The sequence below is a fragment of the Cupriavidus sp. DF5525 genome, assembly GCF_040149425.2.
Classification (GTDB): Bacteria; Pseudomonadota; Gammaproteobacteria; order Burkholderiales; family Burkholderiaceae; genus Cupriavidus; species Cupriavidus pickettii_A.
Genome location: NZ_CP168266.1, coordinates 772,947 through 798,258 on the forward strand (window position 1 = coordinate 772,947; position 25,312 = coordinate 798,258).

At 67.6% G+C, this 25,312-nt stretch carries 19 protein-coding genes; 11 read left to right on the forward strand and 8 right to left on the reverse strand.

The window, feature by feature from the left end; all coding sequences use genetic code 11:
- Positions 1-278: 278 nt before the first annotated feature.
- From ABNX08_RS24735 to ABNX08_RS24750, 4 genes are all read left to right on the forward strand, one after another.
- Positions 279-1,010, forward strand: a complete 732-nt coding sequence (locus ABNX08_RS24735; RefSeq protein WP_022538334.1) for a glutathione peroxidase — start codon at positions 279-281, stop codon at positions 1,008-1,010.
- Between the two features lie 136 nt (positions 1,011-1,146).
- Positions 1,147-2,538 carry a dihydrolipoyl dehydrogenase gene (locus ABNX08_RS24740; RefSeq protein ID WP_022538335.1) on the forward strand — a complete coding sequence of 464 codons (1,392 nt, stop codon included), beginning with the start codon at positions 1,147-1,149 and terminating at the stop codon, positions 2,536-2,538.
- A 240-nt stretch (positions 2,539-2,778) separates the two neighbouring features.
- The gene (locus tag ABNX08_RS24745; protein WP_022534593.1) at positions 2,779-4,515 is read left to right on the forward strand and encodes an IS1634 family transposase; all 1,737 of its coding nucleotides are present in this window, start codon (positions 2,779-2,781) and stop codon (positions 4,513-4,515) included.
- Between the two features lie 238 nt (positions 4,516-4,753).
- Positions 4,754-6,994 carry a TonB-dependent siderophore receptor gene (locus ABNX08_RS24750; protein ID WP_022538336.1) on the forward strand — a complete coding sequence of 747 codons (2,241 nt, stop codon included), beginning with the start codon at positions 4,754-4,756 and terminating at the stop codon, positions 6,992-6,994.
- Positions 6,995-6,999: 5 nt separating this feature from the next.
- Here the strand turns inward: ABNX08_RS24750 and ABNX08_RS24755 are convergent, their stop codons facing one another.
- The 4 genes from ABNX08_RS24755 to ABNX08_RS24770 all read right to left on the reverse strand — a co-directional run bounded on the left by ABNX08_RS24755 (position 7,000) and on the right by ABNX08_RS24770 (position 9,913).
- On the reverse strand, positions 7,000-7,521 hold the full coding sequence (locus ABNX08_RS24755; RefSeq protein WP_022538337.1) for a DsbA family protein: 522 nt from the start codon (positions 7,519-7,521) through the stop codon (positions 7,000-7,002).
- A gap of 103 nt (positions 7,522-7,624) precedes the next feature.
- Positions 7,625-8,710, reverse strand: a complete 1,086-nt coding sequence (locus ABNX08_RS24760) for a calcium:proton antiporter (RefSeq protein ID WP_022538338.1) — start codon at positions 8,708-8,710, stop codon at positions 7,625-7,627.
- A 223-nt stretch (positions 8,711-8,933) separates the two neighbouring features.
- On the reverse strand, positions 8,934-9,086 hold the full coding sequence (locus ABNX08_RS24765) for a hypothetical protein (protein WP_022538339.1): 153 nt from the start codon (positions 9,084-9,086) through the stop codon (positions 8,934-8,936).
- A 152-nt stretch (positions 9,087-9,238) separates the two neighbouring features.
- A complete protein-coding gene (locus tag ABNX08_RS24770; protein WP_022538340.1) occupies positions 9,239-9,913 on the reverse strand; it encodes an SOS response-associated peptidase in 675 nt (224 codons plus the stop codon).
- 261 nt (positions 9,914-10,174) lie between these two features.
- On the opposite strand from ABNX08_RS24770, the gene ABNX08_RS24775 reads away from it, so the two are divergent.
- Both ABNX08_RS24775 and ABNX08_RS24780 read left to right on the forward strand, forming a co-directional pair.
- The gene (locus ABNX08_RS24775) at positions 10,175-11,836 is read left to right on the forward strand and encodes an AMP-binding protein (RefSeq protein WP_022538341.1); all 1,662 of its coding nucleotides are present in this window, start codon (positions 10,175-10,177) and stop codon (positions 11,834-11,836) included.
- Positions 11,837-11,988: 152 nt separating this feature from the next.
- Positions 11,989-12,720, forward strand: coding sequence for a BON domain-containing protein (locus ABNX08_RS24780; protein ID WP_022538342.1), 732 nt, complete (start codon positions 11,989-11,991; stop codon positions 12,718-12,720).
- Between the two features lie 37 nt (positions 12,721-12,757).
- Here ABNX08_RS24780 and ABNX08_RS24785 read toward each other — a convergent pair whose 3' ends face one another.
- Positions 12,758-13,840 (reverse strand): GlxA family transcriptional regulator, encoded by a 1,083-nt coding sequence (locus ABNX08_RS24785; RefSeq protein WP_022538343.1) that lies wholly within the window; start codon positions 13,838-13,840, stop codon positions 12,758-12,760.
- A 220-nt stretch (positions 13,841-14,060) separates the two neighbouring features.
- On the opposite strand from ABNX08_RS24785, the gene ABNX08_RS24790 reads away from it, so the two are divergent.
- Together ABNX08_RS24790 and ABNX08_RS24795 are read left to right on the forward strand one after the other, a co-directional pair.
- On the forward strand, positions 14,061-15,320 hold the full coding sequence (locus ABNX08_RS24790; protein ID WP_022538344.1) for a M20/M25/M40 family metallo-hydrolase: 1,260 nt from the start codon (positions 14,061-14,063) through the stop codon (positions 15,318-15,320).
- A gap of 157 nt (positions 15,321-15,477) precedes the next feature.
- Positions 15,478-15,741, forward strand: coding sequence for a hypothetical protein (locus ABNX08_RS24795; protein ID WP_022538345.1), 264 nt, complete (start codon positions 15,478-15,480; stop codon positions 15,739-15,741).
- An 8-nt stretch (positions 15,742-15,749) separates the two neighbouring features.
- Here ABNX08_RS24795 and ABNX08_RS24800 read toward each other — a convergent pair whose 3' ends face one another.
- The 3 genes from ABNX08_RS24800 to ABNX08_RS24810 form a co-directional block, all read right to left on the reverse strand.
- Positions 15,750-17,327, reverse strand: coding sequence for a phospholipase D family protein (locus ABNX08_RS24800; RefSeq protein WP_022538346.1), 1,578 nt, complete (start codon positions 17,325-17,327; stop codon positions 15,750-15,752).
- 109 nt (positions 17,328-17,436) lie between these two features.
- The gene (locus ABNX08_RS24805; protein ID WP_022538347.1) at positions 17,437-18,033 is read right to left on the reverse strand and encodes a superoxide dismutase family protein; all 597 of its coding nucleotides are present in this window, start codon (positions 18,031-18,033) and stop codon (positions 17,437-17,439) included.
- Positions 18,034-18,165: 132 nt separating this feature from the next.
- The gene (locus tag ABNX08_RS24810) at positions 18,166-19,101 is read right to left on the reverse strand and encodes a LysR family transcriptional regulator (RefSeq protein WP_022538348.1); all 936 of its coding nucleotides are present in this window, start codon (positions 19,099-19,101) and stop codon (positions 18,166-18,168) included.
- Between the two features lie 444 nt (positions 19,102-19,545).
- On the opposite strand from ABNX08_RS24810, the gene ABNX08_RS24815 reads away from it, so the two are divergent.
- The 3 genes from ABNX08_RS24815 to ABNX08_RS24825 all read left to right on the forward strand — a co-directional run bounded on the left by ABNX08_RS24815 (position 19,546) and on the right by ABNX08_RS24825 (position 25,310).
- Positions 19,546-20,460: an alpha/beta hydrolase gene (locus ABNX08_RS24815; RefSeq protein ID WP_022538349.1), complete on the forward strand. Its 915-nt coding sequence runs from the start codon at positions 19,546-19,548 to the stop codon at positions 20,458-20,460.
- 226 nt (positions 20,461-20,686) lie between these two features.
- Positions 20,687-21,931: an efflux RND transporter periplasmic adaptor subunit gene (locus tag ABNX08_RS24820; RefSeq protein ID WP_022538350.1), complete on the forward strand. Its 1,245-nt coding sequence runs from the start codon at positions 20,687-20,689 to the stop codon at positions 21,929-21,931.
- Positions 21,932-22,124: 193 nt separating this feature from the next.
- Positions 22,125-25,310 carry a multidrug efflux RND transporter permease subunit gene (locus tag ABNX08_RS24825; RefSeq protein WP_041681750.1) on the forward strand — a complete coding sequence of 1,062 codons (3,186 nt, stop codon included), beginning with the start codon at positions 22,125-22,127 and terminating at the stop codon, positions 25,308-25,310.
- Positions 25,311-25,312: the final 2 nt, after the last annotated feature.

Sequence of the window (25,312 nt, forward strand, 5' to 3'; positions counted from 1 at the left end):
AAGGCGGCAAGGTCGGGTCATTGCGGGAAAACGAGTATGAGGGGATGCCGCATGATAGGGCACTCGCCAGGGTTTTCAGAAGAAATATGCTTTTGCGTCCGCGCAGACGGGAACCCTCTCGGCGTGATAGGCACTTCCTATGCGGTTTCGATAGCGTCAGTCAATCATCGCGGTTAAAACGATGAATTGTACAAATCACATCCCGATCGACAGAATGAGGCCTTCGCTGCAACCCGCAGCCGAAACCAACCCACCGATCCAGACCAAGGAGTGATCTGATGCTGCAATCCTGTGAAGGCCAACGCGTTCCCAATGTCGCTTTCCGCGTGCGTGAAGACAACGAGTGGAAGACCATCACCACCGGCGAGCTGTTCAGCGGCAAGACCGTGGTCGTGTTCTCGCTGCCGGGCGCCTTCACGCCGACGTGCTCGTCCACCCACCTGCCGCGCTACAACGAACTGGCACCGGTGTTCGCCAAAATCGGTGTCGACGACATCCTGTGCGTGTCGGTCAACGACACCTTCGTGATGAACGAGTGGGCCAAGGACCAGGAATCCGAAAACATCACTATGATCCCCGACGGCAACGGTGAATTCACCGAAGGCATGGGCATGCTGGTAGACAAGGCTGACCTGGGCTTCGGCAAGCGCAGCTGGCGCTATTCCATGCTGGTCAAGGACGGCGTGGTGCAGAAGATGTTCATCGAGCCGGAAGAGCCGGGCGACCCGTTCAAGGTGTCCGACGCCGACACCATGCTGGCCCATATCGCCCCGGACGCGCGCAAGCCTGACCAGGTGGTGGTGTTCTCCAAGGTCGGCTGCTCGTTCTGCGCCAAGGCCAAGCAACTGCTGGACGACAACGGCTACGACTACATCGACGTGCCGCTGGACAACAAGGTGCGCGGCAAGGTGCTGGGCGCCGTGTCGGGCGAGATGACGGCACCGCAGGTCTTCATCAACGGCAAGCTGGTCGGCGGCGCCGAAGCGCTGCAGCAGTACCTGGCCAGGTAAGCCACCCGATCCCCGTCGAATTCCGCTCGCGCGGACCGGCAGTCGCCGGACCCGATGGCGCCGCCTTGCCTGGCGGCGCCATCCAGCCCGCTGATTGACGCCAGCTGTCACCATAAAAACAGAGGAACCGTACGCCATGACTACCATCCAGACCGACGTCGCCGTGATCGGCGCAGGCACCGCCGGCCTTGCCGCCTACCGCGCCGCGATTGCCGCCGGCAAGCGCGCCGTGATCATCGAAGGCGGTCCGTACGGCACCACCTGCGCCCGCGTGGGCTGCATGCCGTCCAAGCTGCTGATCGCCGCCGCCGAGGCCGCGCACGAGCTGCGCCACACCGCGCCGTTCGGCGTGCATGTCGACGGCCAGGTCCGCATCGACGGCCGCGAGGTGATGGCCCGCGTGCGCAGCGAACGCGACCGCTTTGTCGGCTTCGTGGTGCGCGGCGTCGAGACCATCCCGGAAGCGGACCGCATCCGCGGCTACGCCCGCTTTATCGACAACACCACGCTGGAAGTGGACGGCCAGACCACCGTGCGCGCCAGCCGCGTGGTCATTGCCACCGGCTCCACGCCGACGCTGCCGGCGCCGTTCAAGGCCTTCGGCGACCGCCTGATCGTCAATGACGACGTGTTCGCGTGGGAAGACCTGCCCGGCAGCGTGGTGGTGTTCGGCCCGGGCGTGATCGGGCTGGAGCTGGGCCAGGCGCTGTCGCGGCTGGGCGTGCGGGTGCGCGTGTTCGGCGTCAGCGGCTCGCTGGGCCCGCTCACCGATCCGGTGATCCGTGCCTACGCCGCCAAGGCATTCAACGATGAGTTCTACCTCGATCCGGACGCCAAGGTGACCGGGATGGCCCGCGAGGGCGACCAGGTCGTGGTGACCTACCTCGACCGCGAAGGCCGCAGCGTGACCGAGCGCTTCGACTACGCGCTCGCCGCCACTGGCCGCGCGCCCAATGTGCGCGGCCTGGGCCTGGAGAACACCGGCCTCGCGCTGGACAAGCGCGGCGTGCCGCTGTTCGATGCGCAGACGCTCCAGTGCGGCAATGCCCCGGTATTCATTGCCGGCGATGCCAACAACATCCTGCCGCTGCTGCATGAAGCCGCGGACGAGGGCAAGGCCGCCGGCGAGAACGCCGCCAGCTATCCGCAGGTGAAGCCGCTGGCGCGCCGGGCGCCGCTCGCGGTGGTGTTCTCCGATCCACAGATCGCCATGGTCGGCCAGCGCTTTGCCGACCTGGTCGAAGGCAGCTTCGTCACCGGCGAGGTCAGCTTCGAAGACCAGGGCCGCAGCCGCGTGATGCTGAAGAACCGCGGCCTGATGCACGTCTACGGCGACAAGGCCACCGGCCGCTTCCTGGGCGCCGAATGGACCGGTCCGCGCGCCGAGAACATCGCCCACCTGCTGGCCTGGTCGTACCAGCAAGGCCTGACCATCGAGCAGATGCTGGGCATGCCGTTCTATCACCCGGTGGTGGAAGAGGGCCTGCGCACGGCGCTGCGCGATGCGGCGGCACAGCTGGTGGCGTAAGCAGCAGCCTTGCGGTTGCTAGACAGGTCTGTCTGCCGTGTGTTGCCCCATGGTGCCGGGCGTGCAGTTTGCTGCCCGGCTACCCCGCTATACCGAAGTTCCATGGTGACGCTGCGGCTGCGGCGTCGCGAAGCCCTTTTCCCGATTGAGGAATCGGCTCATCGGGGGGCGTTCGATGCCCTCATTTTGTAGTCACTAAAAGTTCTTGACATTGGCGGGTTTTCTCCTATTCTGCTGGCTATGCCAGCACGAAACGGAACCGCTCACGTCGTTACGACGACCCGCAAGTACAAGGACCAGATCTATCGCACCCACCTGTTGCGGCGCAGTTACCGCGAGGACGGCGTGGTCAAGAACGAGACGCTGGGCAACCTGTCCCACTTGCCCGAGGCACTGATCGAGATCATCCGCCGCTCACTCAAGGGCGAGACCTTCGTGCCGCTGGGCGAGGCGTTCGAGGTGACACGCTCGCGCGCTCACGGCCACGTGCAGGCGGTGGCCACGGCCATGCAGCGTCTGGGCTTTGCCTCGCTGATCGCCTCCAAGCCTTCGCGCGAGCGCGACCTGGTGCTGGCGATGGTGGCCGCGCGCATCGCGGCGCCGCACACGAAGCTGGCCACCACGCGCTGGTGGCACACCAGCACCCTGGCGGAGGACTTCGGCGTGACCGAGGCCAACGAGAACGACCTGTACGCGGCAATGGACTGGCTGCTCGCGCGCCAGGGCACAATCCAGAAGAAGCTCGCCGCGCGCCACTTGAGCGCCGGTGGCCTGGTGCTGTATGACCTGAGCTCCAGCTACTTCGAGGGCAGCACCTGCCCGCTGGCCAAGCTTGGCTACAGCCGCGATGGCAAGAAGGGGCTGCTACAGGTCAACTACGGCTTGCTCACCGATGCGCGCGGCTGCCCAGTGGCGGTGTCGGTGCATGAGGGCAACGTGGCCGACAGCCAGACCTTCATGCCCGAGGTGCGGCGCCTGCAAGAGGAATTTGGTCTCTCCCGATTGGTCATGGTGGGCGATCGCGGCATGATCTCCAGCAAGGCCATCGACCAGATGCGTGAAGGCGGTGACCTGGGCTGGATCACCGCGCTCAAGAGCGCCTCGATCCGCCCGCTGCTCGAGCAAGGGCAACTGCAGCTTGGCCTGTTCGACGAGCGCAATCTGCTGGAGCTGAGTTCACCGGACTATCCGGGCGAGCGGCTGGTGGCGTGCCGCAATCCGGAACTGGCCAGGCTACGTGCCCACAAGCGAGAAGAGTTGCTGGCGGCCACCGAGGCGTGCCTGCAGCCGATCGTTGCCCGCGTGCAGGCGGGCAAGCTTGCCGGGCGCGATCAGATCGGCCTGCGCGTGGGCAAGGTGATCGACAAGTACAAGGTGGCCAAGCACTTTGCGCTGAGTATCGACGACGCGGCCTTCACGTTCAGCCGCAACAGCGAGGGCATCGCCCGCGAGGCGGCGCTCGACGGCCTCTACATCATCCGCACTTCGGTGAGTGCGGCGCAGATGGACTCGGCCGAGTGCGTGCGCAACTACAAGGCGCTGGCCAACGTGGAGCGCGCGTTCCGTTCGCTAAAAACGGTGGACCTGAAGGTGCGGCCAATCCATCACCGCACGGCCGATCGGGTGCGTGCGCATATCCTGCTGTGCATGCTGGCCTACTACGTCGAATGGCACATGCGTGAGGCTTGGCGCGAACTGATGTTCGCCGACCCGGATCAGGCCGCCAAGGCCACGCGTGATCCGGTGGCGCCTGCCGTGCGCTCTGCGGCAGCGCTGGCCAAGGCGGCGCGCCACACACTTGACGACGGCACGCCCGTGCACAGCTTCTCGAGCTTGATGGCCGAACTCGCCACGATCGTGCGTAACACCTGCCGCACACCCAGCGCTGGCGCTGAAGTGCCGACGTTCGAACTCGTCACCACGGCCAACGCGAAACAGAAGCAGGCTCTGGAATTGCTTCAGCAAATCCGCGTGTAGACAGAAACTGGAACACGGGAATCACGACAAGTGGTTGTCGCAAAAGGGGAAACTCGCCCAGGCGGCTGGTGAACTTCGGGCTATATCTGCGTATTTCCCCCGGTGGTTTTGTCTGCTTCTTGGCACATTCAGGCTACAATCGGAATGCAAGTACGAATAGTTCGCATTCGTAATAAGAAATTTCCACTTACCCCCCCGCCTAACAGGTCAGGGCGGGCGACATTCCGGTTCCTGATTCATGCCTGTCCACCCCGCCAAACGGGAACAGCGGCGCTTTGCCTGTTCCCAGCCAGTCTTTCCGTTCCTGAGCCCGTTCATCAGCCCTCGCGGCCTGTCGCTGACCACGCTAGTGCTGAGCCTGCAGGCGGGCGGCGTGCTGGCACAGTCGACGCAGCCAGCCCAGCCGCCGCAGGCTGCGCCGGCCACCGCAGCAGCCGAACTCCCCGCCGTCACCGTACGCGCCACCAACGACAATGAAACCGCCACCGGCCCGGTGCACGGCTTCGTCGCAAAACGCAGCGCCACCGCGACCAAGACCGATACCCCGGTGATGGAAACCCCGCAATCGATCACGGTGATCACGCGCGACCGGATGGAAGCGCAGGGCGCGCAGAGCGTGCAGCAGGCCATCGGCTACAGCGCCGGCGTCTATGCCGGGCCGTTCGGCGCGGACAACCGCGGCGACTGGGGCAAGTTCCGCGGCACCGATTTCACGCAGTATCGGGATGGCCTGCTGAACCAGGTCGGCTTCTACAACAACGTGCGTGCCGACGTGTACGCGCTGGAGCGCATCGACGTGCTGCGCGGGCCGTCGTCGATGCTGTTCGGGCAGGGCGCGGTCGGCGGCATCCTGAACCTGGTCAGCAAGCGCCCGCAGCCGGAAGCGGCGCGCGAGATCGGCGTGCAGTTCGGCAACTACCACCGCAAGCAGGTGCAGGCCGACCTGACCGGCCCGCTCGATGCGGACGGCAAATGGCTGTACCGGCTGGTGGCGCTGGCGCGCGACAGCGATGCGCAGGTGGACTTCGTCAAGGACAACCGCTACCTGATCGCGCCTTCGCTGACCTGGCGCCCGAGCGATGCCACTTCGCTGACGCTGCTGGCCAATTTCCAGCGCGACGAAAGCGGAACCTCGGTGGGCTTTTTCCCGTGGCGGGGCACGCTGTATGCCAACCCGGCCGGGCAGATTCCGGACCACCTGTTTATCAGCGAACCCGGCTACGACCGCTTCAACGCCGAGCAGGCATCGGTGGGCTATGAGTTCCAGCACAGGTTCAACGAAGCCGTGACGGTGCGGCAGAACCTGCGCTATTCGCACAGCACGGTCGACTACCGCAGCATCTACTCCGCGGGCTTCACCGGCGCCACGCACGGCTGGGTCCCTGGCAGCGATACGCTGATGCGCCGCACGGTCTACCTGAACCAGCCCACGCTCAATTCATTCGCGGTCGATACGCAGGCGCAGAGCAACTTCCGCACGGGCCCGGTCGCCCATACGCTGCTGACCGGCGTCGACTACCAGCATGCCGAGATCACCGGCCGCGCCGGCGTGGGCGGCACGGCCGCGCCGCTGAACGTGTTCAACCCGGCGTACGGCAACTTCACGCCGCCCGGCACGCGCGACCTGAACCCGAGCACGCAGGCGCAGACCGGTCTCTACGTGCAGGACCAGCTGTCGTGGAACAAATGGCTGCTGATGCTGGGCCTGCGCTATGACTGGTCGCGCGCGGCGCAGGACAACACGCCCTCGGCCACCCGCGACGACAACGAACTGACCAAGCGCGCCGGCCTGATGTACCGCTCGGACATCGGCCTGAACCCGTACGTCAGCTATTCCGAATCGTTCCAGGGCCTGGCGGGCTTCAACCAGTCCAACCAGGCCTTCAAGCCGCTGCGCGGCTCGCAGTGGGAGGCGGGCATCAAGTACCAGCCGCCGGGCAAGAACGCCACGCTGACGATTGCAGCGTTCGACATGCGCGAGAAGAACCGCAAGGTCAGCGGCGTCGTCAACGGCAGGCCGGATTTTGTGCAGGTGGGCGAAGCGCGCACGCGCGGGATCGAGGTGGAGGCACTGGCTTCACTGTCCAACCGCCTGGACCTGATCGCGACCTACACCTACCTGGATGCGCGCGTGATTGACGGCACCGGCGCCGAGGTCGGCAAGCGGCTGGCCAGCACGCCGTCGAACATGGCGTCGCTGTGGGCCAACTACCGCTTCAAGCTGTTCGAGATGCCGGGCTTCATGGCAGGCGGCGGCGTGCGCTACGTGGGCCCGAGCTATGACGGCAACGACCAGAACCGTGTCAGCGGTGTCACGCTGTTCGATGCCATGCTGGCCTACGACCAGGGTCCGGTGCGCGTGGCACTGAACGTCACCAACCTGTTCGACAAGCAATACCTGACCACCTGCCTGGCGCGCGGCGACTGCTATTTCGGCGCCCGCCGCACCGTGGTGGGCAGCGTGACGTACCGCTTCTGACGCGACTAGTGCGCCATCGCGTTGTCGATGGCGCGCTGCAGCCGCTCCATGCCGAAGGTCACGTCCTGCACCGCGCCGTTGACGAAGAACGACGGGGTGCCGCGCACCTGGCAGCGCGTGCCGCCCTGCAGGTCGGCGCGGATGCGGGGCAGGTGGTTGTGCGCGGCCATGTCGCGGTCATAGCGATCGAGGTCCAGCCCGGCCATGCCGGCATAGTGGCGCAGCGCGTCGGGCTTCAGGCCCTGCGGGTGCTCGTAGAGCATGCGGTACATCTGCCAGAAGCGGTCCTGCGCCGCCGCGGCTTCCGCGGATTCGGCGGCGGCTTCGGCGGACGGGTGCCAGTTGGTCATCGGGTAGTGCCGGTAGACGAAGCGCACCTGCGGGCCGTAGTGCTCCAGCAGGATCTTCATCGCGCCATAGGCGATGCGGCAATAGGAGCACTCGAAGTCGCCGTATTCGACGACGGTGACTTTGGCGGTGTCGGGGCCGATGGCGTGGTCGGCAGCGGTGACGGCGACTTCCAGCATTGGCGTTCTCCGGTGCGTGCGCGGCAAGCATGCGCGGATCTCTGGTGCGGGAGGTTCCAGTTTAGTCCTCGCCGGCGGCAAGCGCGGGTAGTCGTACCGACCGTTACGGCACGATCGACAGGAACAGGTAGGCCGCCAGGATCACCAGGTGCACCACGCCTTGCAGGATGGTGGTGCGCCCCATGCCCAGCGTCAGCGACGACACCACCAGCGTCAGCACCAGCAGCACCATGTCCTTGGCACCCAGTCCCAGCTCCAGCGGCTGGCCGATCCAGATAAATACCGCGGCCACCGTCGGGATGGTCAGCCCGATGCTGGCCAGCGCCGAGCCCAGCGCCAGGTTCAGGCTGGTCTGGATGCGGTCGGCGCGCGCCGACCGCAGCGCGGCCAGCCCCTCGGGCAGCAGCACCATGGCGGCGATCACGATCCCCACCACCGCAGCCGGCGCGCCCGCCTTCAGTACCGCGGCCTCGACCGAGGGCGACAGCAGCTTGGCCAGCGCCACCACCAGCACCAGGCACACGATCAGCAGCGCGCCGCTGGTCAGCGCGATGCGCGCGGGCGGCGGCGGGGCATGGACGCTCTCGTCGGAGCTGCCTTCGGCCAGGAAGTAGTCGCGGTGGCGGATGGTCTGCACGAACACGAACGAGCCGTACAGCACCAGCGACATCACGCCCGAGAAGGCCAGCTGCGCCGGCGTCAGCACCGGGCCCGGCGACGAGCTGGTGTAGTTGGGCAGCACCATGGTCAGCACCAGCAGCGCCGCCAGCACCGCCATCGCGGCATTGGCGCCGGGCGCCTGGAAGGCCTGTTCGCGGTGGTGCAGGCCGCCGACGAACAGGCACAGCCCGACGATGCCGTTGCAGATCAGCATGACCGCGGCAAACACGGTGTCGCGCGCCAGGCCGGCCTTCTCCGGTCCAGACGACAGCATCACCGATACGATCAGCGCGACTTCGATCACCGTCACGGCGATTGCCAGCACCAGCGTGCCGAAGGGCTCGCCCACCTTGTGCGCCACCACTTCGGCGTGGTGCACGGCCGAGAAGACGGCGCCGGCCAGTGCCGCCGCCATCAGCGCGATCAGCCAGCCCTGGTCGGGCAGCAGCCAGGCCAGGCCAAGCGTGGCCACGGCGGCCAGCGGCGCCCAGAGGGTCCAAGCCGGCAGCTTGTTGGAAGTCAGTGCCATCCCTGTTTTGTCCTTTCTTGTCGTTGTACCGTGCCGGGCGGCACGGGCGCGCCTGACGGCACGCATGATAGCGGAGGGGGGTGCCGCGAAAGCCACGGAGGGTGGGTGCGGCAACAGTGGTATGGCAGGCGGGAAGCCGATCGGTTCCCTTCAATTGCCGAAATTTGCGGGCAATTGCGTGGGGTTTGCTGCGGGATGTGGGTTGCCGGAACGGAGCTGGGCTTCAGTGGGAAGGCGGTTTGTCTTCCTCAACCGGCGCGCGCGCGGGCGCCCGCTCTCGCAAGGCGGGATGGTTGCGCAGGATCCACCGCGCGGCAAACAGCAATGCGATCAGGCACCCGAAAAAATACGCGCACAAGGCGACGACGTTTTGCATGGCTTTGATTGACCCGGAGTGTCGGCTCTTGTGGCCGGTGTGAGCGGAGTATGCGCAGCATTCGCAACGTCCGACACCCTCATGAGGTGGGGCAGGCGCCGCCTTTGCGTGCGCCGGGTCACACAGGGACACCCAGGAACAAGGGGGGCAACTCAGGCCGCGTCGGGAATCGGTTCGCCCGGCACCTTGGGTGCCGGCTCGGCGTGCATGGCGTCTGCCGGCAGGAGGTTCAGGAAGGTCCGCGCCACCTCCGGCTCGCGGCAGGCCAGCCAGTCGTCCCACTGCGCGCGCGGCACGATCACCACCGAGCGCTTCTCGTCGCCCGGCTTGTGGAAGCGCTGCATCACCGGGTGCCGGTCGGAGTTGACGGTCAGCATGGTGAACGACAGGGCCTGGTCCGGCCAGCCGCGCCACAGGCCCGCAATGCCGAAGGCCGGCTCGCCCGGCAGCGTGATGCGCCAGCGCACCGGCTTGCCGGGCGGGCCGCCGGGCATCGCGTCCTCGGGGTAGGCGAATTCGTAGAACGCGGTCGCCGGCACCAGGCACAGCTGGCCCTGGCGCCAGTAGCGGGCGAAAGCGGGGCGTTCGCCCACGGTCTCGCTGCGGGCATTGGTGGTGTCGTAGCGGCGTGCGCCGGGCGGGATGCGCTGGCGCGGCACCATGCCGAACGTGGCCAGGTCGGCGCTGCGGGTGCCGTCGTCGGTGGCGCGCACGATCGGCGCCAGGTAGTCAGGGTAGGTCTCGGCCTTGAACAGCCCGGGCGGCGGTTCCACGCCGAAGATGTCGCGCAGGACCAGGCGCTGGACCGGGGCGTAATTGGTGCACATGTGCTGCCTCCTTGCCGTGATGCGGGCTATCGTCGGCGCCGCGCGGCATGCCGTCAAGCACACCGCGCGCCGGCACGGTGCGGCAGGCGGCGCACCCCGCGCATGGCAAAAACCGTCAGCCGCGCTGGCGGATTCGGTTATTGCCCGCCCTGCATGGCCCACGCACACTCTTGCGGCAGCCGCTGCGAGCGGCACCGACTACAACAGGCACCTGCCGGCGCTCCAGGGCCCCGGCATCCAGCCCGATCTACAGGAGACACCATGCGCGACTACGCCCAAGCCTTCGACGGATTTTCCTATGACGATGCCGTAGCCCGGCAGCTGCACGGCAGCCTGGACGCGCTCAACGCCTGCGTCGAATGCTGCGACCGGCATGCGCAGCCAGGCCGCATCGCGCTGTTCTGGGAAGGGCGCGACGGCAATTCGCGCAGCTGGAGCTTTGCCGAGCTGCAGGCGCTGTCGGCGCAGTTCGCCGGCTTCCTGCAGGCGCAGGGCGTGCAGCCCGGCGACCGCGTTGCGGGCCTGTTGCCGCGCAACGCGGCACTGCTGGTGACGATCCTCGGCACGTGGCGCGCCGGCGCGGTATACCAGCCGCTGTTTACGGCCTTCGGGCCCAAGGCGATCGAGCACCGGCTCAACAGCTCGGGCGCAAAGGTGGTGGTCACCGACACCGTCAACCGTCCCAAGCTCGACGAGGTGGCGGATTGTCCCGCCATCGTCACCGTGGCCGGCCCGGACGACAAGGAGGGCGCAGGCCTCGGGCGCGGCGACTTCAGCTTCTGGGCCGAGCTGGAACGCCAGCCAGCCTCGTTCGATCCGGTGATGCGCCGCGGCGACGATCCCTTCCTGATGATGTTCACCTCGGGCACCACCGGCCCGGCCAAGCCGCTGCTGGTGCCGCTCAAGGCCATTGCCGCGTTTGCCGGCTATATGCGCGATGCGGTCGACCTGCGCCCGGAAGACGCATTCTGGAACCTGGCCGACCCGGGCTGGGCCTACGGCTTGTATTACGCCGTCACCGGCCCGCTGGCGCTGGGCCATGCCACCACGTTCTACGACGGCCCGTTCACCGTGGAAAGCACCTGCCGGGTGATCCGCAAGTACGGCATCACCAACCTGGCCGGCTCGCCCACCGCGTACCGGCTGCTGATCGCCGCCGGCGAGGCCGTGTCCGGCCCGCTGCGCGGGCAGTTGCGCGCGGTCAGCAGCGCCGGCGAGCCGCTCAACCCGGAAGTGATCCGCTGGTTCGCCAGCGAACTGGACGTGACCATCCACGACCACTACGGCCAGACCGAACTCGGCATGGTGCTGTGCAACCACCACGCGCTGGCGCACCCGGTGCGCATGGGCGCGGCCGGCTTTGCCAGTCCGGGCCACCGCGTGGCGGTGCTCGACGACGAACAGCGCGAACTGCCGGCGGGCCAGCCGGGCACGCTGGCACTGGACCTGGAGCGCTCGCCGATGTGCTGGTTCGGCGGCTACCACGGCACGCCGACCAGTTCCTTTGCCGGCCACTACTACCTGACCGGCGATTCGGCCGAACTGAACGACGACGGCAGCATCAGCTTTATCGGTCGCGCCGACGACGTCATCACCACCTCCGGCTACCGCGTGGGCCCGTTCGACGTGGAAAGCGCGCTGATCGAGCACCCCGCCGTGGTCGAGGCCGCGGTGATCGGCAAGCCCGATCCGGAGCGCACCGAGCTGATCAAGGCCTTTGTCGTGCTCGATCCGCAGCACCGCGCCGCGCCCGAGCTGGCCGAGGCGCTGCGCCAGCACGTGCGCAAGCGCCTGGCAGCCCACGCCTACCCGCGCGAGATCGAGTTCGTGGCCGAGCTGCCCAAGACCCCCAGCGGCAAGGTCCAGCGTTTCATCTTGCGCAACCAGGAAGTCGCCCGCGCGCGCGAAGCCGCCGCGATCTGACGCCCGCCGGCTGGCTCCGGACCGCTTCCTATAATGAGGGAGCGGTTGCCAGGGCCCCCGGTGGTGATGGAGGCCGCGGCGCCGCACCAGGCGCGCCCGCAGGCAGGGGCGCGTGTCTTCCATCTCCAGACCATTCGGGCGAGGCGATCAAAATGCAGAGTAGCGAAGCGGTGCTGACACAGGCGCGCGCAGCCTTGGCGCATGTGCCTTATCAGGGTCATATCCTCCATCCCACGATCAACCTGCGCCTGTCAGACGGCGCGCTGATCCTGGAAGGCGAGGTCGCCGATATCGTCGACAAGACCCGCGCGGCGGCGACGCTGCGGCGCGTGGACGGCGTAACCAGTGTGATCGACCACCTGCGCGTGGCCGACGGCGGCGTCCAGGCGGGCGACGGCGAACTGCGCGATGCGGTATGCGAGCGCCTGCTCAATGCCATCGACTTCCGCAATTGCAAGATTTGCGCACGCGTCAAGGGCAAGCCCGAGTCCCTGCGCGAAGCCGTGGGCGAACGCAGCGGCTGGATCGAGGTAGAGGCGCACGACGGCGCGGTGACGTTGTGGGGGCAGGTGATCAGCCTCTCGCATATGCGCCTGGCCGGCGTGCTGGCCTGGTGGTCGCGCGGCTGCCGCTGCGTGGTCAACGAACTGGTGGTGGCGCCTGCCGAAACCGACCGCGACGATGAAATCACCGAGGCGCTGATGCTGGTGCTGGAGACCGATCCCTTCGTCGATGCCGCCCAGGTCAGCGTGCATACCGATAATCGCGTGGTCACGCTGGAAGGCTGCGTCAGCAACGAGAACACGCGCCGGCAGGTCGAGCGCGACGCGTGGTACGTGCATGGCGTGGAGGACGTGGTCAACCACATCTCGCTGCGAGCCTGAGAAGGTCCGGAACGTTGACGGAACGCCGCCGGCGCGGTCACCCGCGGGTGCCGCGCCGTACCGCGGTGTCTTCCATGCGCCAGTAGCGCCGCCGCGCCCGCAGCGCGAAGCGGGCGCGATAGTCCGACATCGACATCCCCGTGGTGCGCTGGAACAGCCGCCGGAAGGCGGCTGCGTCGCTGTAGCCGCAGGCCTCGGCAATCGCCTGCGTGCCGTGCAGCGTGACTTCCAGCAGCATGCGCGCGCGCTCCACGCGCAGCGTGTGCAGATAGTCCAGCGGCGTGATGCCCGTGACCTGGCGGAAATGCCGCAGCAGCGTGCGTTCGCTGACCGCGGCGGCCTGCGCGACCGCGGCCAGCCGGTAGGGTTCGCCGACATGGTCCTGCAGCCACTGGATCGCGCGGTAGACCGGGCTGTCGGCGGTGCGGCTGAGCCAGCGCTGTGACACCAGCGCCGGCACGCTGCGCTGGCGCTCGGACTGGAACAGCATCAGCTGCGATGCCGCCTGCGCCAGGTCGGGATCGTGCAGGTGCCCCAGCACGCGCAGCATGAACTCAACCTGCAGTGCCGGCGCCACGCACGAGAACACGCGCTGGTGCACGTTCATCGCCTGGTCGCCGCCGAGGTCGCAGCGCGGATATTCGCGCGTCATCCAGCTCTGGTACATCCAGGGTGCGCCGATGCGCGCGCCGTCCAGCAGCCCGAGCTGCAGCGGGAACATCACCCCTGACGAACACGCCGCGATCCAGCCGCCGGCCTCCGCGTGCCGCTCCACCAGGCGCAGCGCCGCGGCGTCGCGCCGCACGATCTCGCCGAGCTGCGGGGCGTTGCTGGCGAGCAGGGCAGGGATGACGAGCAGCGAGTGGCCGTCCGGTGCGCGTGCGCGGCGGGTCGAGGAAGCCAGGCCGGGCAGGTCGGTGGCGAGCGCGCGCCCGTTGCCGCCGCACAGTTGCCAGCTCAGCGTCGGCGCGGCATCGGGCCGCTGCAGGCTGGCCACGCCGGCCACGGTGCGCAGCACGTCCAGCGTGGTGAAGAGCGTGCCCGGCATGGCGTCGGGCAGCCATAGCAGGCGGACATGCAGCGGCGTACTGCCGGAGGGCGATGGGTTCTGTACTCGCATGCGGGGGCGTCGGGCAGGGTGGTGGCGATCGGGCGCGCCAGGCGGGTCTGGAGCGTGGCACAGCGTGCGCGGCGTCGTGGCCGCTGGCGGAATCGGCATCCGGATTGGCGATATTGATCCTCCCCTAAGTTTCTGGCAAGGGCTAGCATCCTCCACTCGTGCGGTGGCACAGGCGCTGCGCCGCTGCACGACCCCAACAAGACCAGATCGAGGAGATTCCATGCCGTTGTCCGTCCGCCACGTTGCCGTTGCCGCTGCCCTGACGCTTGCCGGAGCCGGCACCCTCGCCGCCGCCGCCCAGCCCGATGCCGAGTTGCTGGCCGCCGCGCGCGCCGCCCAGCCCGCGCTGGTGCAGTCGCTCAAGGAGATGGTGTCGATCGAATCCGGCAGCGCCAACGCGCAAGGCCTGGCAGAGATGGCCAGCTATACGGAGAAGCGGCTGCAGGCGCTCGGCGCCAAGGTGGAGCGCGTGCCGGTGACGAAGGGCCCGGGCACCATGGTCAAGGCCACCTTTGTTGGCAACGGCAAGCGCCGCATCATGCTGATCGCCCACATGGACACCGTGTACCCGGCCAACACGCTGGCCACGCAGCCGATCCGCGAGGAAGGCAACCGGCTCTACGGGCCCGGCATCGCCGACGACAAGGGCGGCATCGCCGTCATCCTGCACTCGCTCGAGATCCTCAAGAACAAGGGCTGGCGCGATTACGCGCAGATCACGGTGCTGTTCAACCCGGACGAGGAAGTCGGCTCGGTCGGCTCCGGCGAGGCCATCGCCGCGCTGGCCGCGCAGCACGACGTGGTGCTGTCATGCGAGCCCACCGCGGCCAAGGACGTGGTCAAGGCGGAATCACTGTTGCTGGGCGCCTCCGGCACCGCCACCGCCACCATGCAGGTCAAGGGCCGCGCCTCGCACGCCGGCGCCGCGCCGGACCGCGGCCGCAATGCGCTGATGGAACTCGCTTACCAACTGCAGCAGACCCGCGACACCGCCAGCCTGGTGCCGGGTTCGCAGCTGAACTGGACCCAGGCGCAGGCCGGCACGGTGCGCAACCAGATCCCCGAAAGCGCCGTGGCCTATGGCGACGTGCGCACCACCGCCAGCGGCGCGGCGGAGAAGCTCAAGGTCGCGCTGCAGGACAAGGTCAAGACCAGCCAGCTGGTGCCGGAGACGCAGACCACGGTGATGATGGAAGAGGGCCGCCCGCCGTTCGTGGCCGATGCGCGCGGCCGGGCGCTGGCCAAGCGCGCGCAGGAAATCTACGCCGAGCTGGACGGCCGCACGCTGGCGCTGGCCGAAGGCACCGGCGGCGCCACCGATGCCAGCTATGCCGCGCGCTCGGGCAAGCCGGCGGTGGTGGAGAGCTTCGGGTTGGCCGGCTTCGGCTACCACGCGCGCGACGAGTACATCGAGCTCGATTCGATCGTGCCGCGCCTGTACCTGATGACGCGCATCCTGGAAGACATCGGGCGCAACTGACGGCGGGCGGCGCAGCGCCCGATAGCGCACTCGCTGCGGGGCACGGGCGCCCGCCCGCTTCGGGCTGTCCCCGACTGACCCGACTCCCTGTAGCCTGCTACAGTGTCAACGCCGCCCGCCGTGGCGGCCATGACAAGACACAGAGGGGAGACTGCAGATGAACCGCAAAGGCCTGGTCGACGCCGCCATGGCGTTGGAAGATCTCGCAGCCGGCAACATGCCCGCTGCCGCGCAGGTGGCGGCGGGGGCCGCCGCGCTGGAAAAGATCCACGCCGACTACCCGGCCTGGCGCGACGTTGGCGATGCGCTGTTCGGCCTGAAGGCGATTGCCAGCGGCTGCGGCATGGAACTGGACGCCAAAGGCCGCCAGCGCGCCGAGCGGCTGGCCGACATCGTGCGCAGCCTGATCGACCAGATCTGAACGCCCGCTTACAGCATCGACTCGATCGGCAGGATCTGCAGGAACCAGATGCCGAGCCGGCGCAACCAGCTCGTGTTGGGTTCGGTGTCGTAACGGATTACTTCGTCGCCGCGCCGTTCCAGCCAGTACAGCTTGCCGGTTTCGTCCAGCTTGACCTGGTAGGCCGCTTGCGGGATCACGCTGGCGAAGGAGGATTCGATCCTTTGCGCCAGCACAGGGCTGTCGATGACGAAGCCCAGTTCGGTATTCAGGTTGGCCGAGCGCGGATCAAAGTTGAACGAACCCACGAACACGCGGCTGGCATCGACCGCAAAGGTCTTGGCGTGCAGGCTCGAGCCCGAGCTGCCGAACGGGCCGGCACGCTCTTCCTTCTTGCCCGGCGCCGCCGAGCGCCGCAGCTCGTACAGGTCCACGCCCGCCTCGAGCAGCGCCTTGCGGCGCTTCGCATAGCCGGAATGCACGGCGGCCACGTCGGTGGCCTCGAGCGCGTTGGTCAGCACGCGCACCGCCACGCCGCGCTCGGCGAGCTGCGTGAAGTACGTGGTGCCGCCGGTGGACGGGACGAAGTAGGGCGAGACCAGGTCCAGTTCGCGCTGGGGCTCGCCCAGGATCTCGCGCAACTGGTGTGCCACCAGCGTGTCGCGCGGCGCCTCGCCCAGCGCCTTGGCGGGATCGTCGCTGACGATGCGGGTGCTGGCCCACTCGAACGTCAGCGTGCCGTCGAGGATGCGCTGCACGTCGGGCAGCTCGCGCACCGCCGTGATGTAGGCCCCGGCGGCCGGGTCTTCTTCGACGGCGCGGGCCTTGCCTTGCAGTTCCGCCAGCCGCTCGATGCTGACCGGCAGCACCAGCCGGTCCACGGGGTAGGCCGAGCCGCTGGACCAGTAGCGGTCGAAATCGCGCGCCACCTCGGCCGCCGCCGGCCCGATGGCGATCACGTCCAGGTCGGCGAACAGCACGCCCTCGGTGGCGCCGAAGTACTCGTCGCCTACGTTGCGCCCGCCGATGATGGTGGCGACGCCATCCGCGGTGAACGACTTGTTGTGCATGCGCCGGTTCAGGCGGCGGAAGTCTGTCAGGAAGTTGAGCAGCTTGGGGTGCCGCACCACGAACGGGTTGAAGATGCGCACCTCGACCTGCGGATGCGCATCCAGCGCAGCCAGCAGTTCGTCCATATCGGCGATGCCGTTGTCGTCCAGCAGCAGGCGCACGCGCACGCCGCGGTCGGCGGCTTCATGCAGCGCTTCGAGCAGCAGCGTGCCGGTCAGGTCGTTGCGCCAGATGTAGTACTGCACGTCGAGCGTGCGCTTCGCCGTGCGCGCCAGTTGCACGCGCGCGGCGAAGGCGGCGTAGGCGTTGTTCAGCGGATGGATGCCGCTGAGCCCGGGATGCCGCTCCAGTTCTGGCGCGATCGCCTTGCCCAGCGCTGTGGCACGGGCTTCGGCGGCTGTAATGGCGGTGGATTCGGTGCGATGGTCCAGCGGCGGCAGTGCGCAGCCGCCAAGCAGGGTGGCGCAGCACAGCAGCAGCGAATTGGCGCGCAGGCGGCGATGGAGCGGGAACGCGGCGTCTGTCGGCGATGGCATTGGCTGTCGGCGGGTCTGGTTTGCTCCCCTCTCCTGCGTGCGGGAGAGGGGGAACACCGGCGAGTTTGCCAAACTTCGCGCCAAACTTCGCCAGCCGTTCGGAGCGCGGTCAGGAAGCCGCCACCACCCCACAAGCAATGCGCCCGCCAGCATTACCCGTCGGTTGCGTCTTGTAATCGTCCGGATCCTTGTGCACCACCACCGCGCGGCCGATCACGCTGTTGGCGCCGGTGCCCACCGTCAGCGACGGCAGCAGCATGCTGACGCGCACGTTGCCACTGGCGTCGGCGGTCACGTTGTTCATGTCGCCGGCGTGATGGTCGGGCATGGTCATCTGGCCATGCTGCTTGCCGGTCGGGTTGAAATGCCCGCCTGCGCTCATCGCGTCAGGCGCGGAGCAGTCGCCTTTTTCATGGACGTGAAAGCCATGGACCGTGTTGGGCGGCAGGCCCGTGATCGCGGCGGTCATCAGTACGCCGCCGGGCTGCTGCTGGAAGGACACGGTGCCGGCGGTATTGCTGCCGCTCTTGGGCTGCAGCGTCGCACTCGCCCGGCTCGGACCGGTTGTCGTGGACGCACTGGCTGCCGCCGGGGCTGCGGCAGCCGCGCCGGATGAGGCCGAGGAGCTCTTGCCGGAACCGGCGCAGCCGGCCAGTGCCACGGTCGCGGCGATGCAGGCAGCCAGGGGGGTAAGCAATTGTTTCATCGGAATCCTCTTCTGGTCGTGATTTCGGATGAAACAGTATAGGTCGGCCGGCGCCATGGCGGCTTTCCGGTTTTGTCCTACCTGGCGTTACCTGTCACCTTGCCTTACCGAATACGACCAGGGCTGCGCTGGTCAGGCAGCCACCGCCAGCCGCTGCTGTGCCGCACCAAAATGCGGATGGCGCGAGAACAGGTCGGCAGCCCAGTTCACGAACACCCGCACCTTGGCCGACAGGTGCCGGTTCTGCGGGTACATCGCCGAGATCGGCAGGTCATCGGTCTGCCAGTCGGCCAGGATCTCCACCAGCCGGCCGCTGTTCACGTACGGCTCGGCCATCGCGCGCGAGATGCGGGCGATGCCGTGGCCTTCCAGCGTGCAGCCCACGTAGACCTCGGGATCGTTGGTCGAGATCGTCGACGGCAGCAGCACCTCGCTGCGCTCCATGCCGCGCGCCATCGGCCACGGCATTTCGCGCCCGTTGCGGTTGGACAGGTAGTTCACCGCCTTGTGCTGCGCCAGCTCGGCGAGGTCGCGCGGCGTGCCAAAGCGGTTCAGGTAGATAGGCGAGGCGTAGAAGGCCAGCTGCACGTGGCCGATGCGGCGAGCCACCATCGATTCATCCAGCGGTACCCCCACGCGCAAGACCACGTCGACGCCCTCCTGCAGCAGGTCGATGGGCTTGCCGTTGATGGTCAGGTTCAGCTTCAGGTCGGGGTAGGCCTGGAAAAAGTCTTGCAAGGCGGGCACGATCACTAGATTCGCCAGCGGCGCGGTGGTGTCGACCGAGAGCGTGCCGCGCGGCGAGTTGTTATGCCGCGTCAGCGACTGCTCGGCTTCCTCGACATCGGCCAGGATGCGCACGCACCGTTCGTAGTAGGCCGCGCCGTCGTTGGTCACGCTGATGCGGCGCGTGGTCCGGTGCAGCAGCTTGACCCCCAGATGGGTTTCCAGGTTCTGGATCAGGCGGGTCAGCGTGGCCTTGGGCAGGTCCAGCGATTCGGCGGCACGGGCAAAGCTGCCGACGTCCACGACCCGGGTGAATGCCTGCATTGATACGAGACGGTCCATGATGAGGTTCCGACGATAGATCCGAACGGCGATGCCGCCCGCGCTCGTGGCGCGCGCGGCCGTTGCTGATTATTGTTATGGGGAGTCTGCCGGCTGGCTGGCACTGGACGCGCGCGCTGGCTGGGCGCGTTGCTCCGGCATGGGTTTGTCAGGGCGTCCGGTGCCACAGCGGGTCATTCCCGCCTCCGACCGGGCGCGCACCGGCCTTGGTGGACCGCCGCGCGTGCCGAGAGCCGGAGTGAATCACAATTCCCAAGACCTTGTCATGCGTGGGGATTTGGGCTGTCGCAGGCGATCGGGGCGGTCATGACAGCACTGTTGCCGATTATTCCAATCGCGGAACAGTGCATTGGCGATCTCTTGCTTTATCCCATCCTCGTCAATCACCATAATCCGTTGCATCGCAACACTCAAGCGCATCGTTTCCCCCGTGCGCCGGACGCCATGCCACAGAAGCCAGGCCATCGCCCCCATGCCGCCGCCAACGCAGCCGGCCAGGCGCAGCCACGCGTGGCCGAGCATACGGTGACCAGCGACGGGCGCGAGATCTCGGTGTGCGTGTGCTACCCGGCGGGCTATCCCGCGCCGGGCGCCGACGCGGCGGCCTTGCTGCCCTGGCTGGTGTACCTGCATGCCGGCGGCTTTGTCGATGGCGGCCTGGAGCGGGCGCGCAAGCTGGTGCAGGACCTTGCCACCGCGGTACCGGCGGTGGTGGTGACGCCAGCTTACTCGCTGGCGCCGGACCATCCGTTCCCGGCGGCGCCGGAGGACGCGCACAGCACGGTGCAATGGGTGTTGCGCAACGCCCGCCGCCTGAAGGTGGACAAGACCCGCTTTGCGCTGGTGGGCGAAGAGGCAGGCGGCAACCTGGCGATCGCGCTGGCGCAGATACTGCGCGACCGCGGCACCGCGCAGCCGCGCGGGCAGTGGCTGATCCGCCCGGTAACGGACCCGTGCCTGCAGCACGCCTCGGGCGCTGGTTTCGACGGCGGGCAGGTGCCGATGGAAACGCTGCGGCGCCTGGCCTGCAACTATCGCGACTACCTGCCCACGCCGGCGGACACGGTGCATCCGTATGCCGCGCCGGCGCTGGCGTCACGGCTGGCGGGGCTACCGCCCACGCTGGTCCAGGTAGCGGAATACGACGCGCTGCGTGCCGAAGGCGAAGCCTTCGCCGGGCGCCTGGGCAAGGCCGGCGTGCCGGCCCAAGCCATGATCATGCCCGGCGCCTGCGGCGACGGCGTGGAAGAGGCCCATGACAGTTGTCAGGCATGGGTCGACGAAGGTGCGCGGTTCCTGCGGCGATGTCTGGCCGCGGCCGACGATACCTCATCCCTGACTGAACGCCGGCCTGCCTGAACCCAGCCGGCCTGGAGCCGAGCCCCCCGGCTGAGCCGCTCCAGACTACCGCCAGCCGGCTCTGCTTCGGCCAGAGCCAGGACCGCCCGCAGCGTTGTAGCGCGGCAGCGGCCCTAAGTCCGACCATCAGATTGGCCATGGTTCCGATCCGCCCCCGCGGACCGGCAGGCGGCGTTCGGCCATTTGCTTTTCCGGTTGAAGAAAACCCGAACCAGGAGTTTGAGAAATGCAGCAGCAGAAGAAACGTACCCTGATCGCTCTCGCCATCGTCGTGGTGCTGGGCGCCGGCGTGGCCGCCGCGGCCCTGCGCGGTGCGTGGCATGGCGGCGAAGCCCATGCCAACACCCCGCCGCCCGCGCCGGCCATTGAAGTGGCCGCAGTGGTCGGCCAGACCATCACCGAGTGGGACGAATTCTCCGGCCGCCTGGAGGCGGTTGAGAGAGTGGAGATACGCCCGCGCGTCGGCGGCACCATCGACGCCGTGCACTTCCGCGAAGGCGCGCTGGTAAAGAAGGGCGATCCGCTCTTCACCATCGACCCGCGTCCTTATGCCGCGGAAGTGGCCCGCGCCGAAGCCGCGCTGGCCGCCGCGCAGGTGCGCGCTGCCCATGCGCAGAGCGAACAGACGCGCGCCCAGCGGCTGCTGGATGACAACGCGATCTCGCGCCGCGAGTTCGACGAGCGCATCAACGCCGCCCGCGAAACTGGCGCCAACGTCCGCGGCGCGCAGGCACAGCTGGAAACCGCGCGCCTGAACCTCGCCTACACCCGCATCACCGCGCCGGTGGCCGGGCGCGTGTCGCGTGCGGAGATCACCGTCGGCAACCTGGTGGCACCGGGCGCGGCTTCGCCGGCGCTGACCACGGTGGTGTCGGTGTCGCCGGTCTATGCCAGCTTCGAGATCGACGAGCAGAGCTACCTGCGCTACACCGCGCCTGGCGCGGGCGGCGGCCAGGCCAACCTGCCGGTCTACCTGGGCCTGGCCAACGAAGACGGCCATCCGCACCAGGGCAAGATCCAGTCGGTTGACAACCGGCTCGACCCGCGCAGCGGCACCATCCGCGTGCGCGCGGTGTTCGAGAACGACGACGGGCGCCTGCTGCCGGGCCTGTACGCCAAGGTCAAGATGGGCGGCGGCGCGCCGCACCCGGCGGTGCTGGTCAATGACCGCGCGGTTGGCACCGACCAGGGCAAGAAGTTCGTGCTGGTGCTGGACAAGACCAACAAGCTGGTCTACCGCGAAGTCGAGCTCGGACCCAACTACGAAGGCCTGCGCGTGATCCGCAAGGGCGTGAAGGCGGGCGAGACCATCGTCGTCAACGGCCTGCAGCGCGTGCGGCCGGGCGATACGGTGCAGCCGAAGACGGTGGCGATGGCTTACCGCAGCGAACTGGAACCGCGCGGCGTTGTGCCGGACCGCAAGCAGGCAGCGAGCGAGAAGGGCGAGGCTGAGGCAAAGCCGGTGAGTTGAGTCATGCGAGCCGATGGTTTGCTCCCCTCTCCCGCTTGCGGGAGAGGGGACCGGCCTGATGAACATTTAATGCCGTCGCCCCTGGCAATCGCCTGAACGCGCAGACCGAGCGTCCGTAGTTCTTATCGTTCCCAAGCTGTTGATGGTGCCCGCCACGGCGGGCCGCCAGGGGAGCGCTTTAGCAGAGACCAAGATGAATCTCTCAAAATTCTTTATCGACCGCCCCATCTTCGCGGGGGTGCTGTCGGTGCTGATCTTCCTGATTGGCGCCATATCGATGTTCAAGTTGCCGATCTCGGAGTACCCGGAAGTGGTACCGCCCTCGGTGGTGGTGCGCGCGCAGTATCCGGGCGCCAACCCGAAGGTGATTGCCGAGACGGTGGCGTCGCCGCTGGAAGAGCAGATCAACGGCGTCGAGGACATGCTCTACATGTCGTCGCAGTCCAACAGCGACGGCCTGCTCACGCTGACCGTGACCTTCAAGCTGGGCACCGACCCGGACAAGGCCCAGCAGCTGGTGCAGAACCGCGTGTCGCAGGCCGAGCCGCGCCTGCCGGAAGACGTGCGCCGGCTGGGCATCACCACGGTCAAGAGCTCGCCGGACCTGACCATGGTGGTCCACCTGGTCTCGCCCAACGACCGCTATGACATGACGTACCTGCGCAACTACGCGGTGATCAACGTCAAGGACCGCCTCGCGCGGATCCAGGGCGTGGGCCAGGTGCAGCTGTTCGGCTCGGGCGACTACGCCATGCGCGTGTGGCTCAACCCGGAGAAGATGGCCGAGCGCCAGCTCGCCACCAGCGACGTGGTCAAGGCCATCCGCGAGCAGAACGTGCAGGTGGCGGCCGGCGTGATCGGGCAGTCGCCGTCGCTGCCGGGTGCCGACCTGCAGCTGTCGGTCAATGCGCAGGGGCGCCTGAGCACGGTGGAGGAGTTCGCCGATATCGTCGTGCGCACCTCGGCCGACGGCGGCGTGACCTACCTGAAGGACATCGCCCGCATCGAGCTGGGCGCGTCCGAATACGCGCTGCGCTCGCTGCTGGACAACAAGCCGGCCGTGGCCATCCCGATCTTCCAGGCACCGGGCTCCAACGCCATCCAGATCTCGGATGACGTGCGCAAGACCATGGAAGAACTGAAGCAGAACTTCCCGGACGGCATCGACTACAGCATTGTCTATGACCCGACGCAGTTCGTGCGCCACTCGATCGAGGCGGTGACGCATACGCTGTTCGAGGCCATCGCGCTGGTGGTGCTGGTGGTGATCCTGTTCCTGCAGACCTGGCGTGCGTCGATCATCCCGCTGCTGGCGGTGCCGGTGTCGATCGTCGGTACCTTTGGCCTGATGCATGCGTTCGGCTTCTCGATCAACGCGCTGTCGCTGTTCGGGCTGGTGCTGGCGATCGGGATCGTGGTCGATGACGCGATCGTGGTGGTGGAGAACGTCGAGCGCAATATCGAGGAGGGGCTGACGCCGAAGGAGGCTACCTACAAGGCCATGCGCGAAGTCAGCGGCCCCATTATCGCCATCGCGCTGACGCTGATCGCCGTGTTCGTGCCGCTGGCCTTCATGAGCGGCCTGACCGGCCAGTTCTACAAGCAGTTCGCGCTGACGATCTCGATCTCGACCATTATCTCGGCGTTCAACTCGCTGACGCTGTCGCCAGCGCTGTCGGCCCTGCTGCTGAAGAGCCACGACGCGCCCAAGGACTGGTTGTCGCGCGGCATGGATCGCGTGTTCGGCGGCTTCTTCAAGCGCTTCAACAACTTCTTCGGCCGCAGCGCGGAAAGCTATGGCCGTGGCGTGAAGGGCGTGATCCGCCGCAAGGGCTCGGTGTTCGGCGTGTATGCGGTGATGCTGGCGCTGACCTGGGGCGTGTTCCAGCTGGTGCCCAAGGGCTTCGTGCCGGCGCAGGACAAGCAGTACCTGGTGAGCTTTGCCAAGCTGCCCGACGGCGCCACGCTGGACCGTACCGAGGACGTGATCCGCAAGATGAGCGACATCGCGCTCAAGCATCCGGGCGTGGAATCGGCGGTGGCCTTCCCGGGCCTGTCGATCAACGGCTTCACCAACAGCCCGAGCGCCGGCATCGTGTTCGCCACGCTCAAGCCGTTTGACGAGCGCAAGAGCGCGGAGCTGTCGGGTGCGGCCATCGCGGCGGACCTGAACCAGAAGTATGCGGCGATCCAGGACGCGTTTATCGCGGTGTTTCCGCCGCCGCCCGTGCAGGGCCTGGGCACCATCGGCGGCTTCAAGCTGATGATCGAGGACCGTGCCGCGCTGGGCTATGACGCGCTGTTCGAGGCCACCAACGCGTTCGCCAACAAGGCGCGCGCCACGCCCGAGCTGGCCGGCATCTTCAGCAACTACCAGGTCAACGTGCCGCAGCTCGATGTCAAGCTGGACCGTGTCAAGGCCAAGCAGCTGGGTGTGCCCGTGACCGATGTGTTCGACACGCTGCAGACCTATCTTGGCTCGGCCTACGTCAACGACTTCAACAAGTTCGGCCGGACCTACCAGGTCAAGGTGCAGGCAGACGCGCCGTTCCGCGCCCATGCCGAGGACATCCTGCAGCTGAAGACGCGCAACGCCGCCGGCGACATGGTGCCGCTGTCGTCGCTGGTGCAGGTGAAGCAGGGCTTCGGCCCGGACAGCGTGGTGCGCTACAACGGCTTTACCGCCGCCGACATGAACGGCGGCCCCGCGCCCGGCTTCTCGTCGGGCCAGGCCCAGGCCGCTGCGGAGCGCATTGCCGCCGAGACCCTGCCCAAGGGCATCAAGTTCGAATGGACCGAGCTGACCTACCAGGACATCCTGGCCGGCAATGCAGGCGTGTGGATCTTCCCGCTGTGCGTGCTGCTGGTGTTCCTGGTGCTGGCCGCCCAGTATGAAAGCCTGACGCTGCCGCTGGCGGTGATCCTGATCGTGCCGTTGAGCCTGCTGGCCGCGATGACCGGGGTGTGGTTGACGCGTGGGGACAACAACATCTTCACGCAGATCGGTTTCATCGTGCTGGTCGGATTGTCAGCGAAGAACGCGATCCTGATCGTGGAGTTCGCACGCGAGCTTGAGCATCACGGCCGCACCGTGGTGCAGGCCGCGATCGAAGCCAGCCGCCTGCGCCTGCGCCCGATCCTGATGACTTCGTTCGCGTTCATCATGGGCGTGGTGCCGCTGGTGGTATCGAGCGGCGCCGGTTCGGAGATGCGCCATGCGATGGGCGTGGCGGTGTTCGCGGGCATGCTCGGCGTGACGTTCTTCGGGCTGTTCCTGACGCCGGTGTTCTATGTGGCGCTGCGGTTGTTTGCCACGCGCGGCCAGCGCCGCGCCGCAACGCAAGAGCAAGGCACGCGCCTGACCGCATCGGCTGAATAATG